This is a genomic window from Cellulosimicrobium sp. EB106-03-01-XG111 (genome assembly GCF_058792115.1).
On sequence record NZ_JBYTEQ010000007.1, the window covers coordinates 189,424 to 204,489 of the forward strand.

Here is a 15,066-nt window from a genome sequence, read left to right on the forward strand (position 1 = left end):
GAGCATGCCACCGACCGGCGAGCCGACGCGCGGGCGTCGGCTCACCGGTCGGGGAACGGGCCGAGCCCGGCGGGGCTCACCCGGCAAGGTCCGGGCGGCGAGGCTCAGCCGGCGCGCGACGCCGCCTCGACGACCTCGACCGACTGGCGGGCGATGGCGAGCTCCTCCATCGTCGGGACCACCATGACGAGCGTGCTCGTCCAGTCCGGCGAGATGACGCGCGGCTCGCCGGAGTCAACGGCGTTGCGGTCCGGGTCGACGGCGAGGCCGAGCGGCTCGAGGCCCTCGACGACGGCGGCGCGCACCTCGGCGTCGTGCTCGCCGACGCCCGCGGTGAAGGCGACGACGTCCACGCGGCCGAGGACGGCGGCGTACGCGCCGACGTACTTGCGCAGCCGGTGGATGTACACGTCGAACGCGAGGCGGGCACCCTCGTGACCGGCCTCCATGAGCCGGTGCAGCTCGCGGAAGTCGTTCACGCCGGACAGGCCCTTGACGCCCGAGCGCTTGTTGAACAGGTCGTCGATCTCGTCGATGCTCATGCCCGCGTTGCGCGCGAGGTGGAACACGACCGCCGGGTCGATGTCGCCGGTCCGCGTGCCCATGACGAGGCCCTCGAGCGGGGTGAGGCCCATCGAGGTCTCGACCGGCACGCCGCCCTTCACGGCCGACGCCGAGGCGCCGTTGCCGAGGTGCAGGACGATCGTGTTGAGACCCTCGATCCGGCGCCCGAGGACGCGCGCGACCTTCCCGGAGACGTACTGGTGGCTCGTGCCGTGGGCGCCGTAGCGGCGGATCGCGTACTTCTCGGCGACCTCGGCGTCCAGGGCGTACGTCGCCACGTGCGCCGGCAGCCGCTGGAAGAACGCCGTGTCGAACACCGCCACGTGCGGCACGTCGCCGAGCAGCGACCGCGCGACCTCGATGCCCTTGACGTTCGCCGGGTTGTGCAGCGGCGCGAGCGGGGACAGCGAGCGGATCCGCTCGAGCACGCCGTCGTCGACGAGGACCGGGTCCGCGAACAGCGAGCCGCCCTGCACGACGCGGTGCCCCACCGCGTACACGTCGGCGTCCGAGAGCGTCGGGCCGACCTCGTCGAACATCCCCAGCGCGATGCGCAGCGCGTGCCCGTGGTCCGCGACGGGCTCCTCGCGCGTCGTCGTGTTCCCGGCGAACCGGTGCTTGATGATCCCGGACTCCTCGCCGATGCGCTCGATCGTGCCCGCGGCGATCGCCTCGCCGCCGACGGGGTTGACGAGCTGGTACTTGAGCGAGGACGACCCCGAGTTCATGACGAGCACGGACCCGTGCGCGCCGTACGCGCTGTAGGGGTTGGGGCGCTCGCCCTCGGGCAGGATCGTCATGACGTGGCTCCCTGGGAGTCAGAGGTGGGGTCGACGGCGTCGGCCGGGGCCTGCGCCTGGATCGCGGTGATCGCGACGGTGTTGACGATGTCCTGCACGAGCGCGCCGCGCGAGAGGTCGTTCACCGGCTTGTTGAGGCCCTGGAGGACCGGGCCGACCGCGACGGCGCCCGCCGAGCGCTGCACGGCCTTGTAGGTGTTGTTGCCCGTGTTGAGGTCCGGGAAGATGAACACGGTCGCGCGCCCCGCGACGTCCGAGCCCGGCATCTTCGACGCCGCGACGGACGCGTCCACGGCCGCGTCGTACTGGATCGGGCCCTCGACGAACAGGTCGGGGCGCCGTTCGCGCACGAGCGCCGTGCCCCGGCGCACCTTGTCCACGTCGGCCCCCGAGCCGGACTCGCCGGTCGAGTACGACAGCATCGCGACCCGCTGGTCGACGCCGAACTGCTGCGCCGTCGCCGCCGAGGAGATCGCGATGTCCGCGAGCTGCTCGGCCGTCGGGTCGGGGATGACCGCGCAGTCGCCGTAGACGAGCACGCGGTCCTGCAGGCACATGAGGAACACGGACGAGACGACGGACACGCCCGGCTGGGTCTTGATGATCTCGAACGACGGCTTGATGGTGTGCGCCGTCGTGTGCTTCGCGCCCGACACCATGCCGTCCGCGAGGCCGAGGTGGACCATCATCGTGCCGAAGTACGAGACGTCCTGGACGCGCTCGCGCGCCTCCTCGAGCGTCATGCCCTTGTGCGCGCGCAGCCGCTGGTACTCCGCGGCGAACCGCTCCACGAGCTCCGGGTCGTGCGGGCTGACGACGTGCGCGGCGTCGATGTCGAGGCCGAGCTCCGCCGCGCGGGCACGGACCTTCTGCTCCTCGCCGAGGATCGTCAGCTCCGCGACCTGGCGGCCGAGCAGCGTGGACGCCGCGCGCAGGATGCGGTCGTCGTCGCCCTCGGGCAGCACGACGTGCTTGCGGTCAGCGCGGGCGCGGGACAGCAGCTCGTACTCGAACATGAGCGGCGTGACGACCTCGGGGCGGGGCACGTCGAGCCCCGCGAGGAGCGCCGCGCCGTCGACGCTCTGCTCGAACAGGGCGAGCGCCGTGTCGACCTTGCGCTGCGACTCCTTGGTCACACGGCCCCGGGCGCTCGCGGCGGCGCTCGCCGAGCGGAACGTCCCGAGGTCGGTGCGGATGACCGGCAGGCTCGGGTCGAGGTCCGCGACGAGGCGCGCCGTCGACTCGGGCGGGAAGAACCCGCCGTTGAGGATGACGCCCGCGAGCGACGGGAAGCCCGACGCCGAGTGGGCGGCGAGCAGCCCGATGAGGATGTCCACCCGGTCGCCGGGCGTGATGACGACGGCGCCGTCGGTGAGCCGGTCGAGCAGGTGCTCGAACGACATCGCGCCGACGAGCAGGTCGGTCGCCTCGCGCGCGAGGAGCTCCTCCTCGCCGAACGCGAGCGTCCCGCCCACCGCCTCCATGAGGATCCGCACGGTCGGGGCGTCGAGGAACGGGTCCTCGGGCACCGCCCAGCCCGGCAGCCGCGCGCCCGGGGCGGGCTCCGCCGTCGGGCCCAACGCCGTCCCGCCCGCGAGCGGCTCGCCGTCCGGGCCGAGCGACCCGAGGAGCGCGCGCACCGCGTCGAGGTCGTCGGGCTGCACGCGGTTCGCGACGACGCCGATGGGCTGCGCGTGCTGCGAGCGCAGCTCGGCGACGCTCACCTCGATGAGGTTCCCCACGGCGTCGGGCGTGCGGCCCTTGCCGGAGACCACGAGGAGGACCGGCGCGCCGAGGTTCGCCGCGACGCGCGCGTTGAACGACAGCTCGGTCGGCCCGGCGACGTCGGTGTAGTCGGTGCCCACGACGACCACGAAGTCGCACTGGCTCGCGACCTCGTGGTAGCGGGCCACGATCCGCGAGAGCGCGGCCTCCTGGTCGGCATGGACGTCCTCGTACGTGACGCCGATCGCCTGCTCGGCGGTCGTGTCGACGCCGTCGTGCGCGAGCAGGAGCTCGAGCACGTAGTCCTGCACGTCCGGGCCGGCGGCCCGGGTGACCGGCCGGAAGACCCCGACCCGCTGGACCTTGCGGACCAGCAGGTCGAGGACCCCCAGCGCGATCGTGGACTTGCCCGTCTCGCCCTCGGGCGAGGTGATGTAGATGCTGCGAGCGGTGTCGCTCACTCGTTGTCTCCTCCGGTGTCCTGCACGGCGGCGCTCGCGCCGTTGTACTGCGGGCCACCCTCCTCGGTCGCCGTCTCGCCGACGTCCGGCCACACCCAGTCGCGCACCTCGGGGATGTCCTCCCCGTGCTCGCGGGTGTACTGGCGGGCCGCCAGCCGCGCGTCGACCATCTCCTGGCGCAGACCCGCGTAGGTCGAGCGCAGGGACGGCACACGGTCGATGACGTCGATCACCAGGTGGTAGCGGTCGATGTCGTTGAGCATGGCCATGTCGAACGGGGTGGTGGTGGTGCCCTCCTCCTTGTACCCGCGCACGTGGATGTTCGGGTGGTTCGTGCGGCGGTACGTGAGGCGGTGGATCAGCCACGGGTAGCCGTGGTAGTTGAAGATGACGGGCCTGTCCGTCGTGAAGAGCGTGTCGAAGTCCTTGTCCGACAGGCCGTGCGGGTGCTCCTTCTCGTCCTGCAGCCGCATGAGGTCGACGACGTTCACGACCCGGACCTTGAGGTCGGGGATGCGCCGACGCAGGATGTCCGCCGCGGCGAGCACCTCGAGCGTGGGCACGTCGCCCGCCGAGCCGAGCACGACGTCCGGGTCCTCGCCCTCGACCTCCGTGCCGGCCCACTCCCAGATGCCGAGGCCGCGCGTGCAGTGCGCGACCGCCTGGTCCATCGACAGGAACTGCGGCGCCGGCTGCTTGCCCGCGACGACGACGTTCACGTACTGGCGCGAGCGCAGGCAGTGGTCGTAGGTCGAGAGCAGCGTGTTCGCGTCCGGCGGCAGGTAGACGCGGACGATCTCGGCCTTCTTGTTCACGACGTGGTCGATGAAGCCCGGGTCCTGGTGGCTGAAGCCGTTGTGGTCCTGGCGCCACACGTGGCTCGACAGCAGGTAGTTGAGGCTCGCGACCGGCCGCCGCCACGGGATGTGGTTCGTGACCTTGAGCCACTTCGCGTGCTGGTTGAACATCGAGTCGACGATGTGGATGAAGGCCTCGTAGCTCGTGAACAGGCCGTGCCGCCCGGTGAGCAGGTAGCCCTCCAGCCAGCCCTGGCACTGGTGCTCCGAGAGCATCTCCATGACGCGGCCGGCGCGCGCGAGGTGCTCGTCGACGTCGGGCCCGAAGAAGTCGGCGTTCCACTGCTTGTCCGTGACCTCGTACACGGCCTGGAGGCGGTTCGACGCCGTCTCGTCGGGGCCGAAGATCCGGAAGTTGTCCGGGTTCTTCCGCACGACGTCGGTGAGCCACTGCCCGAGGACGCGCGTCGACTCGGCGATGGAGCTGCCCGGCGCCTTCACGTCCACGGCGTAGTCGCGGAAGTCCGGCAGCCGCAGGTCCTTGAGCAGGAGCCCGCCGTTCGCGTGCGGGTTGTCGCTCATCCGGAGCGTGCCCTCGGGGGCGAGCGCCGCGACGTCGTCGACCAGGCGGCCGTCCTCGTCGAAGAGCTCGTCGGCCCGGTACGACTCGAGCCAGCCGCGCAGCACCTCGAGGTGCTCCGGGGTGTCCCGGGCGCTCGCGAGCGGCACCTGGTGCGCGCGCCACGAGTCCTCGGTCTTCTTGCCGTCGATGACGGGCGGGCACGTCCAGCCCTTCGGCGTGCGGAACACGATCATCGGCCACGCGGGCCGCTCGTCGTTCCCCGCCGCGGCGTCGGCCTTGATCTGCGCGATGTGGTTGAGCACCTCGTCGAGGAGGTGCGCGAAGCGGCGGTGCACCTCGAAGTGGTCCTCGCCGTCGAACCCGCCCGTGAAGAAGTAGGGCGTGTGGCCGTAGCCGATCATGAGGTCGCGCAGCTCGTCGTCGCTGATGCGCGCGAGCACCGTCGGGTTGGCGATCTTGTAGCCGTTCAGGTGCAGGATCGGCAGCACGACGCCGTCGTTGCGCGCGTTGACGAACTTGTTCGAGTGCCAGCTCGTCGCGAGCGGGCCCGTCTCCGCCTCGCCGTCGCCGACGACCGCGGCGACGAGGAGGTCGGGGTTGTCGAACGCGGCGCCGTACGCGTGGGAGAGCGCGTAGCCCAGCTCACCGCCCTCGTGGATCGACCCCGGCGTCTCCGGCGCGACGTGGCTCGGGATGCCACCCGGGAAGGAGAACTGGCGGAACAGCCGGCGCAGGCCCTCGGTGTCCTGGGTGACGTCCGAGTAGGTCTCGGAGTACGTCCCCTCGAGGTACGCGTTCGCGACGAGGCCCGGGCCGCCGTGGCCGGGACCGGCGACGTAGATCGTCGACTGGCGGCGCTGCGCGATCGCGCGGTTGAGGTGCGCGTAGAGGAAGTTGAGGCCCGGCGTGGTGCCCCAGTGACCCAGCAGGCGCGGCTTGACGTCGTCGCGGTCCAGCGGCGTGCGCAGCAGCGGGTTGTCCAGGAGGTAGATCTGGCCGACGGAGAGGTAGTTCGCCGCGCGCCACCAGGCGTCGACGCGACGCAGGGTGTCGTCGTCGAGCGGTGCGATCTCGGCGGGTTGCCAGGCGGTGGACTCGGTGACGGTGGTCGTGCTCATCTCACGCTCCTGCGGGGGAAGGGTCCGTGAACGACTACGGCTTCATACAACCCCATCGACCGGGGGCCTGCACTATCCGCCCTGGCGCCCGGCGGTGTGACCTGCGCCCACGACGGCACAAAAGGTCCAAGGTCCCGCGGACGGGAACCACGGTCGAGGACGTTGTCCCCGGCGGCGGAGGTCCGTGGGCGGCGTGTGACGTTCGCCCGGGAGGCGGGACGGATGCGGGGACTCGCCCGCGCCCCGGATACCGTGGGGTCGTGCCCGAGCCCACCGCGCCCCGCTCGTTCTGGGCGGTCGCCCGCCAGCCCCGGGTCGTCGGGCTGCTCGTGCTCCTCCTCGTCGCCGCGGCGGTGTGCGCGCGGCTCGGCGTCTGGCAGCTCGACCGCGCCCAGCAGCGCGCCGAGCTCGCGGCGCAGCACGAGGCCGCCGAGCTCGAGGCCGCCGGACCCGAGGGCGTCGGCGTGCTGCTCCCGCCGCAGTCCACGTTCCCCGGCGAGCTCGTGGGCCGCCAGGCCTGGGTCGAGGGCGAGTACGACGCGGCTGGGCAGCTCCTCGTCGAGGGGCGCGCGCTCGACGGCCGCGTCGGCTACCTCGTGCTCACCCCGCTCCGCGTGACCGACGACGGCACCCAGGGCGCGTCGTGGGCCGACCTCTCGGGCGCCCCGGTCCTGCCCGTCGTGCGGGGCTGGGTCGAGTCGCCCGAGGAGAGCGCCGCGCTCGGCCCTCCGGACGGCGTCGTGCGCCTCACCGGCTACCTCCAGGCGTCCGAGGCGGCCGGGCAGGGCGGCTCCGCCCCCGGTCGGACCGACGCGATCTCGACGGGCGAGCTCGTCAACCAGTGGGGCGGGCCGATGTACTCGGGCTACCTCGTCCTGCTGTCCTCGGACCCGGCGCAGCCGTCGGCGGCCGACGGCGGCCCCGCCCAGCTGCCGCGCCCCACCATCGAGGGCGGCACGGGGCTCAACCTGCAGAACCTGTTCTACGCGCTCCAGTGGTGGGTGTTCGGCGGGTTCGCCGTGCTGCTGTGGGTCCGGCTCGTGCGCGACGAGGCGGCGGGCGGCAAGCGCCGCACCCGGGGGGAGGACGCCGGGATCGCCGGCCTCCCCGGCCCGGCCGACGCCGACGCGACCGGACCTCGACCGGCCCCGTGAGGCGCGGCCGGGACCGCGTGTCTCGGCACTGGGCCGGGGGCGGACAGGTACCCCGTCTCATCACGTGACACAGCGCTTGCCGGGCATATGTACGGGCCGCAGTCTTATCCCGCCCGGACAGAGCGTCGGGGCGGCCCGCCGGTCGACGTCGCCCGGCGGTCGGAGAGACACGGGGGTACTCCATGAAGAAGCGTCTTGCACCGTTCGCGGTGGCAGCGGTCACGATCGGTCTGGTCCTCGCGCCGGCGGCGAGCGCGAGCGCGGCGAGCAGGACCACGCCGTACAACTGCGGCACGCGCGACGCGAAGATCACGGCGAGCGCGCCGACGAACGTGTCGCTCCGGGTCAACGGGACCACCAACAGCGCGCGCAACAGCGCCGGCGCGGCGGTCACGATGTACGACTACGACGGCCAGGGCACCGCCTACGCGACGTCGACCGACGCGTCGGTGGCGATCCACGTCTCGTGCTTCTGACGCGCTCGTCCCGTCGGGTCGCCTGACTCCGTCGGGTCGCCCGATGCGTCACCCGGTGCCCGGTCGTCGTCCGCGACGGCCGGGCACCGGCGCGTCCGGCCCCGCGACGGGCCCCGGGAACAGGCGCAGCGTGCGGTCAGGCGTCGAGGTCGAGGTCCTTGAACCACGACTCGGTGACGTAGTCCGTCTCCCAGCCGAGCGAGCGGTAGAGCTGGTCGGCCTTCGTGGGGGAGTCGGCGTCGACCTCGAGCGCCACGCGGTCACGACCGCCCCGGGCGGCGTCCGCGATCACCGTCGCGAGGAGCGACTTCGCCACGCCGCGGCCGCGGGCGGCCCGCGTCACCCCGATGTACTCGACGTAGGTGCCCCGCGCGCCGCTCTCGCCCGCGGCGATCGACGAGCACACCACGGTGCCCGCGGGCACGCGGCGGCCGTCGTCGGTCTCCACGTACGCGAGCCACCAGTGGTCCCAGCTGTGGCCCGGGTCCTCGCGGAGCCGCTGCACGAACTCCGAGAAGCTCTCGCGGTAGGAGTTGAAGTGGTCCTGGAAGGACGTCTCCAGCATCTGGTGCACGACCTGGAGGTCGGTCGCGACGGGCATCCCGTTCTCGTGCCGCTCGACCGGCCGGACCGTGACCCCGGGGCGCGGTGCGAGCGCGGCCTCGTCCGGGACGACGGGGCGGGTCATGTGCAGCCAGCTGCGCCGTCGCGCGTACCCGGCGCGCGTCAGCCACTGCGCCTGCCGCGTGTCGTCGGCGAACGGGCTCTCGTCGAGGCGCGTCGCCGTCACCCCGCGCAGGCGCGCCATCGCGACCGCCGTGCGCTCCGCCCAGCGGTAGAACGCGTCGGCGATCGAGTCGACCTCGGGCACGTCGCGGTCGAAGTAGCCCCAGACGGTTGCCCGCCCGGCGGCGCGGTCGTGCACGGTCACCCAGGCGCGGGGGACGTCGTCGGGCCCGACGGCGACGAGCTGGCGCCGCGTCCAGGAGGCCAGCCCCGCGACCTCGGACTCGATCCCGGCGGGGTCGACGTGCGTCGACCCCGTCCCCTGGAGCTCGTCCAGGCGTCGCAGCCGGACGAGGGCGTCGATGTCGGCGTAGCCGGGGACCCGTGCCCGCCAGGGGCTCGGGAGGGTCGGGAGGTCGTGCGGGGTGGCGCTCGTGGTGTCAGGCATCAGCACCATCTTGGCACCGTCCGGCGCTACTCCTGCTGCCAGGAGTACCAGAGCCGCGCGTAGTCGCCGCCCGCGGCCACGAGCTCGTCGTGCGAGCCGATCTCGCTGATCCGGCCGCCGTCGACCACGGCGACGCGGTCGGCGTCGTGCGCGGTGTGCAGGCGGTGCGCGATCGCGACGACCGTGCGGCCGGCGAGCACGGCGTCGAGCGAGCGCTCGAGGTGGCGGGCCGCGCGCGGGTCGAGCAGGGACGTCGCCTCGTCGAGCACGAGCGTGTGCGGGTCGAGCAGCACGAGGCGCGCGAGCGCGAGCTGCTGCGCCTGCGCCGGGGTGAGGACGTGCCCGCCCGACCCCACGGTCGTCGTGAGGCCCTCGGGCAGCGACTCGGCCCACCCGCGCGCGTCGACGGCGTCGAGCGCGTCGAGCAGCTCCGCCTCGCTCGCGTCGACCTTCGCGAGGCGCAGGTTGTCCGCGAGCGTGCCGACGAACACGTGGTGCTCCTGGGTGACGAGCGCGACCTCGCGCCGCAGGTCCTCGAGCGGCAGGTCGACGAGCCGCACGCCGCCGGAGCGGACGGACCCCGCCGTCGGAGGGTGGATGCCCGCGAGCATGCGGCCGAGCGTCGACTTGCCCGCGCCCGACGGCCCGACGACGGCGAGCCGCTCGCCCGGCTCGAGGTCGAGCGAGACGCCGTGCAGCACGGGGTGGCCCTCGCGGTAGGCGTACTCGACGTCGCGCGCGACGAGGCGGTCGCCGTCGGGCACGTCGCCCGTCGGGGTGCGGTCGCCGGGCACCTGAGCGACGCCGACGATGCGCGCGTACGACGCCGCGGCCACCTGGATCTCGTCGAGCCAGAAGATGAGGTTCCACACCGGCCCGGCGAGCTGGAACGCGTACGTGGTCACCGTGGCCACGGCGCCGAGCGTCGTCTGGCCCTGCGAGAGCAGCCACGCGCCCCAGACGAGCGCCGCGACGGGCGCGATCGCGATGGCCAGGTCGATGCCCGGGAACAGCACGGTGCGCAGCCCCAGGGTGTACCGCTCCGCCTCGAACGCCTCGGTGAGGTCGGCGCGCACGCGCGCCTGGCGGCGCTCGGTGAGCGAGAGCGCGTCGACCGTGCGCGCGCCCTCGACGCTCTCGGTGATGGTGCCGTTGAGCGTCGCGTAGGCGGCGGCCTCGCGCTGGTACCCGGCCGACGCGCGCTTGAGGTACCACCGCGAGACGACGACGAGCAGCGGCACGCCCACGAACAGCGCGAGCGCGACGAGGGGCGCGACCACGACGGCCGCGACGGCCGTGAGCACGAGCGTGACGACGGCGACGAGCAGCTGGGGCACGCCGAAGCGCACGGCGTGCTGGATGCGGTCGACGTCGTTCGTCGTGCGCGCGACGAGGTCGCCCGTGCCCGCGCGCTCCACCGTGGACAGCGGCAGCGACGTCACCGTCTCGACGAGGTCCTCGCGCAGCTCGGCGAACACGGTCTCGCCGAAGACCATGGACAGGCGCTGCGCGTAGCGGCGCAGGACGGCCTGCGCGAGGACCGCGCCCGCGCCCACGGCGACGACGGTCGTCACGTACGAGGAGGTGGTGCCCTCGGTGACGGCGTCGACGAGCCGGCCGAGGAGCCACGGCCCCACGAGGCCCGCGACCGCGGCGAGCGTGTGGAGGACGGCGATGAGCACGAACGTGCCGCGGTGCCGGGCGAACAGGCGTCCGGCGGCGGCGCGGACGGCGGGGCCGTCGGCGACGGGGAGCCTCATGCCTGGCCTCCTTCGGGTGCGGTGCGGGCGAGGGCGGGGGTGTCGTCGAGCGAGCGTCCGACGACGCGCAGGTACCGGGCCGCGTCGTCGTCCGGCGCGGTCGCGGGGGAGTGGGCGCGGTCGACGAGGTCGCGGTGCGTGCCGCGCGCCGTGACCCGGCCGTCCTCGAGGAGCAGCACCTCGTCGACGTGCTCGAGCACGAGCGGCGACGCCGTGACGACGAGGGTCGTGCGCCCGCGACGGGCCTGCGCGAGGCTCGCGGCGATCCGCGCCTCGGTGTGCGCGTCGACGGCGCTCGTCGGCTCGACGAGGACGAGGATCTCCGGGTCCGTGAGGAGCGCCCGGGCGAGCGCGACGCGCTGGCGCTGGCCGCCCGAGAGCGACCGCCCCTTCTCGGGCAGCTCGCCCGCGAGGCCGTCGGGCACGGAGTCGAGCACGTCGTGCGCGTCGGCCGTGCTCACCGCGGCGAGCACCTCGGCCTCCGTCGCGGTGCCGCGCGCGTCGAGCTCGTCGCGCAGCGCACCCGAGAAGAGCTGCGGCGTCGCCTCGGCGACGACGACGCGGCGCCGCAGCGCGTGCTTGTCGAGCGCGGCGAGCGGCGTCCCGCCGAGCCGCACGGGCGTGGCCGCCTCCGCGGCGTCGTCGAACCGGCCCAGCCGGGTCGCGACGGCCGCCGACGCGTCCGGGTCCGCCGAGACGAGCGCGACGACGCGTCCCGGCTCGAGCACCAGGCCGCTCGTCTCGTCGACCAGGGGGCTGCCCTCGGGCGGCATGGGCGCGGTGGCCGGGGTCGCGCCCGCGGCCGGCTCGACCGCGAGGACGCGCACGATCTTGCGCGCGGCGACGTGGGCGCGCGTCGCGATGTTGAGCATCTGCGTCGCGACCTGGAGCGGCCAGCCGAGGAACGCCGCGTACCCGTAGAACGCGACGAGCTGCCCGGGCGTGATCTCGCCGCGCAGGGCCGCCGTCGCGCCGAGGTAGACGACGAGCACGACGAGCAGGCCGGGGAGCAGCACCTGGAGCGCGTCGAGCGTGGCCTGCGTGTGCGCGACCTTCACGCCGGCCTCGCGGACCTTCTGCGACTGCCGCGCGTAGCGGCCCACGAACACGCCCTCGCCGCCGATGCCGCGCAGGATCCGCAGGCCCGAGACCGTGTCCGCGCCGAGCGTCGTCAGGCGACCCTGCGCCTCGCGCTGCGCGGCCTGGCGCTGCTGCAGCGGCTTGACGAGCAGCGCGAGCACCGCGGCCACGACCGGCAGGCCCAGCACGACGACGAGCCCGAGCTGGAGCGACGTCGAGAGCATGATGACCGCCACGACCACGTACGCGCCGAGCGCGCCGAGGAACTGGCCCATCATCGAGAAGAGCTGGCCCACGCGCATCGCGTCGCTCGCGACGGTGGACACGACCTCGCCCGTCGGGAGCTCCTCGGTGATCGCGTCGCCCGAGCGGGCCGTGACGTCGCCCACGAGCTGCGACGTCGTGAGCGCCGAGCGCAGCCAGTTCGCGATGTCGAACCGGTGCTGCGTCACGCCCGTGACGACGATGCCGAGGCCCAGCGCGAGCAGGAGGCCCGCCCAGCGCCACAGCTCCGCGCCGAAGCCGGCGGTGAGCCCCTCGTCGAGCGCGCGGCCGAGCATGTACGGCTGGAACGCCTGGCACGCGAAGTTCACGAGGCCGAGCAGCACGGACACCGTGAGCACCGTCCACTGGCGCCGGGCGATCCAGAGGAGGTAGCGGGACGGGCCGCGCAGGTCCGGGGTCCCCGGGTCGGGGAGAGGGAGGGGTCGCACGGTGTTCTACCCTAGGTTCGGCGTCCGACACGCGGCGACGGTTTAACGCGGCGACTGCGTCACGCCACCGCACGCGGCGGAGACCGCCGCGGCCGTCTCGCCCGGAACGAGGACCTCTCCCATGACCACGCAGGACCCGGCCACCCCGACCGACGCGCCCGTCGTCGCCCCCGCCGACGCGGCGGCCCCCAGCACGGAGGCGGCGCGCACCGCGATCCGCAAGGCGCGCGGCGCGCTCGCGCGCTACCGGGTCCTCGCGATCATCACCGGCGTGATGCTGCTCATCCTGTGCGTCGAGATGATCGTCAAGTACGGCGTGGGCCAGTTCGTCGACGTCGACGGGATCATGCGGTACGTGTCCTGGATCCCCTTCGCGCACGGCTGGATCTACGTCGTGTACCTCGTCACGGTGCTCGACCTGTGGACCAAGATGCGCTGGGGCTGGGGTCGCCTCGCGACGATGGTGTTCGCCGGCGTCGTCCCGGTCATGTCGTTCATCCTCGAGAAGAAGGTGCACGCCGAGGCCGACGCGAAGCTCGTCGCGCTGGAGGAGCAGTACGCGGCATGACGACGCCGCTCGCGCCCCTCGTCGCGCCCGGTCCCGAGCTCTCGACGCCGGAGCTCGAGCGGTACGCGCGCCACCTCGCGCTGCCGGGCGTCGGCACCGAGGGCCAGCGCCGGCTCGCGGCCGCGCGCGTGCTCGTCGTCGGCGCGGGCGGCCTCGGCAGCCCCGCGCTGCTCTACCTCGCCGCCGCGGGCGTCGGCACGATCGGCATCGTCGACGACGACGCGGTCGACACGTCCAACCTCCAGCGCCAGGTCATCCACGGCGGGTCCGACGTAGGGCGCCGCAAGGTCGACTCCGCGCGCGAGAGCATCGCGGACGTCAACCCGCACGTGCACGTGGTCGAGCACGCGCTGCGGCTCGACGCGGTCAACGCGCTCGACGTGCTGCGCGGCTACGACGTCGTGCTCGACGGCGCCGACAACTTCCCGACCCGCTACCTCGTCTCCGACGCGGCCGAGGTCCTCGGCCTCCCTGTGGTCTGGGGCTCGATCTACCGCTTCCAGGGGCAGGTCAGCGTCTTCTGGGCCGCGCCCCGGTTCGCCGTGCCCGACGACGCCGCGCACCCGGCCGCGGCGGGTCCCGACCCCGCGGGGCTGGGAGAGCAGGCTCCGCGCGGGGTCACGTACCGCGACGTGTTCCCCGTCCCGCCGCCCCCGGGCGCGGCGCCCGACTGCGCGACCGGCGGCGTGCTCGGCGCGATGTGCGGGACCGTCGGCTCCGTGATGGCGACCGAGGCGATCAAGCTCGTCACCGGCGCCGGCACGACGTTGCTGGGCCGCCTCGCCGTCTACGACGCGCTCGACCTCTCCTGGCGCCAGCTCACCGTGCGCGCCGACCCGACGCGCGAGCCCGTCGTCGCGCTCCTGCCGGGGGACGACGCCTACGCCGCGTTCTGCGGCCTCCGGCCTCCGGCGTCGGCCGTGGTGGCCTCCGGTGCCGAGGTGGCGCCGACCGATGCGTCGGAGGCGGCGCCGCGCGACGTGTCCGCGCGCGACGCGGCCGCCCTCCTGCACGGCGACGACGCGCCGTACGTGCTCGACGTCCGCGAGGACTGGGAGGCGCAGGTCCGCCCGCTCCCGGGGTCGACGCTCGTCCCGAGCGGCGTGTTCCTCGGCGGCACGCAGGACCCCGGCGCCGCCGCGGTGCTCGCGGACCTGCCGGCCGACCGCCCGGTGCTCGTGGTGTGCGCGGTCGGCGGCCGGTCGGCTCGCGTCGCCGACCTCGCCCGCGCCGCGGGCCTCGACGCGCGCTCCGTGGTCGGCGGCGTCCCGGCCCTCCTCGCCGCCCTGGAGCCCCCGGCCCTCTAGCCTGCGCCCCCCTGCACGTCGACCAGGTGGTCGTGGCGCGTCCTGGTCGGCGGACGAGCCGGGACGGCCTGCTCGGGCCGCCGGGACGGCCTGGTCGACGGAGTCAGAGGGCCAGGTCGAGGCGGCCCTGGGGGGACGAGCTCGCGAGGGCGCCCTCGCGGCGGGGGATGCGCCCGGCGCCCGCGGCGAGCCGGCCCGACTCGACGGCGAGGCGCATCGCGCGGGCCATGCGGACCGGGTCGGCGGCGCGCGTGACGGCCGTCGCGAGGAGCACGCCGTCGCAGCCGAGCTCCATGGCGAGCGCGGCGTCGGACGCCGTGCCGATCCCCGCGTCGAGGATCACGGGCACCCGGGCCGCGGCGGCGATCGCCTCGATGTTGCGCGGGTTGAGGATGCCGAGCCCGGTGCCGATGGGCGCCCCCAGGGGCATGACGGCCGCGCAGCCGACGTCCTCCAGCCGGCGCGCGAGGATCGGGTCGTCGTTCGTGTACGGCAGCACGACGAACCCGTCGCGGACGAGCTGGTCGGCCGCCTCGACGAGGCCGACCGGGTCGGGCAGGAGGGTCACGTCGTCGGCGATCACCTCGAGCTTGACCCACTCGGTGCCGCACGCCTCGCGCGCGAGGTGCGCGGTGAGCACGGCCTCGCGCACGGAGAAGCACCCGGCGGTGTTGGGCAGCGCGCGGATGCCGAGGCGGGCGAGCAGCGCCCAGATCCCCGCGTCGGGGCTCGGGGGGGGGGGGGGGGGGGGGGGGGGGGGGGGGGGGGGGGGGGGGGGGGGGGGTT

The 15,066-nt window shown here is 74.2% G+C and carries 10 protein-coding genes and 1 pseudogene (1 of these 11 only partly in view); 4 read left to right on the forward strand and 7 right to left on the reverse strand.

Going from position 1 to position 15,066, the window contains the following annotated elements; all coding sequences use genetic code 11:
• Nucleotides 1–104: 104 nt before the first annotated feature.
• From AC3WT4_RS09120 to AC3WT4_RS09130, 3 genes are read right to left on the reverse strand one after another with little or no spacing between them, the layout of a single operon-like run.
• Nucleotides 105–1,364, reverse strand: coding sequence for an acetate/propionate family kinase (locus tag AC3WT4_RS09120; RefSeq protein ID WP_074808948.1), 1,260 nt, complete (start codon nucleotides 1,362–1,364; stop codon nucleotides 105–107).
• On the reverse strand, nucleotides 1,361–3,550 hold the full coding sequence (pta, locus tag AC3WT4_RS09125) for a phosphate acetyltransferase (RefSeq protein WP_492315275.1): 2,190 nt from the start codon (nucleotides 3,548–3,550) through the stop codon (nucleotides 1,361–1,363). The genes AC3WT4_RS09120 and pta overlap by 4 nt, the downstream gene beginning before the upstream one ends.
• On the reverse strand, nucleotides 3,547–6,048 hold the full coding sequence (locus tag AC3WT4_RS09130; protein WP_074808951.1) for a phosphoketolase family protein: 2,502 nt from the start codon (nucleotides 6,046–6,048) through the stop codon (nucleotides 3,547–3,549). The genes pta and AC3WT4_RS09130 overlap by 4 nt, the downstream gene beginning before the upstream one ends.
• Before the next feature lie 260 nt (nucleotides 6,049–6,308).
• Here AC3WT4_RS09130 and AC3WT4_RS09135 point away from each other — a divergent pair, with 260 nt between their 5' ends.
• Both AC3WT4_RS09135 and AC3WT4_RS09140 read left to right on the forward strand, forming a co-directional pair.
• Entirely contained in the window at nucleotides 6,309–7,202 is an 894-nt protein-coding gene (locus tag AC3WT4_RS09135) for an SURF1 family protein (protein ID WP_492315276.1), read from the forward strand.
• Nucleotides 7,203–7,384: 182 nt separating this feature from the next.
• Nucleotides 7,385–7,678, forward strand: coding sequence for a hypothetical protein (locus AC3WT4_RS09140; RefSeq protein ID WP_034654148.1), 294 nt, complete (start codon nucleotides 7,385–7,387; stop codon nucleotides 7,676–7,678).
• 136 nt (nucleotides 7,679–7,814) lie between these two features.
• On the opposite strand, the gene AC3WT4_RS09145 is transcribed toward AC3WT4_RS09140, so the two are convergent.
• The 3 genes from AC3WT4_RS09145 to AC3WT4_RS09155 are packed head-to-tail and all read right to left on the reverse strand — an operon-like array spanning nucleotide 7,815 to nucleotide 12,405.
• Nucleotides 7,815–8,852, reverse strand: a complete 1,038-nt coding sequence (locus AC3WT4_RS09145) for a GNAT family N-acetyltransferase (protein WP_492315277.1) — start codon at nucleotides 8,850–8,852, stop codon at nucleotides 7,815–7,817.
• A 26-nt stretch (nucleotides 8,853–8,878) separates the two neighbouring features.
• The gene (locus AC3WT4_RS09150; protein ID WP_492315278.1) at nucleotides 8,879–10,612 is read right to left on the reverse strand and encodes an ABC transporter ATP-binding protein; all 1,734 of its coding nucleotides are present in this window, start codon (nucleotides 10,610–10,612) and stop codon (nucleotides 8,879–8,881) included.
• Entirely contained in the window at nucleotides 10,609–12,405 is a 1,797-nt protein-coding gene (locus tag AC3WT4_RS09155) for an ABC transporter ATP-binding protein (RefSeq protein ID WP_061268638.1), read from the reverse strand. The genes AC3WT4_RS09150 and AC3WT4_RS09155 overlap by 4 nt, the downstream gene beginning before the upstream one ends.
• Nucleotides 12,406–12,526: 121 nt before the next feature.
• Here AC3WT4_RS09155 and AC3WT4_RS09160 point away from each other — a divergent pair, with 121 nt between their 5' ends.
• Together AC3WT4_RS09160 and AC3WT4_RS09165 are read left to right on the forward strand one after the other, a co-directional pair.
• A complete protein-coding gene (locus AC3WT4_RS09160; RefSeq protein ID WP_074808963.1) occupies nucleotides 12,527–12,973 on the forward strand; it encodes a DUF3817 domain-containing protein in 447 nt (148 codons plus the stop codon).
• Entirely contained in the window at nucleotides 12,970–14,280 is a 1,311-nt protein-coding gene (locus AC3WT4_RS09165) for a ThiF family adenylyltransferase (protein WP_492315279.1), read from the forward strand. The genes AC3WT4_RS09160 and AC3WT4_RS09165 overlap by 4 nt, the downstream gene beginning before the upstream one ends.
• A 103-nt stretch (nucleotides 14,281–14,383) precedes the next feature.
• On the opposite strand, the pseudogene AC3WT4_RS09170 reads toward AC3WT4_RS09165, so the two are convergent.
• A pseudogene (locus tag AC3WT4_RS09170) lies at nucleotides 14,384–15,066 on the reverse strand (thiazole synthase); it runs 129 nt beyond the window's last position.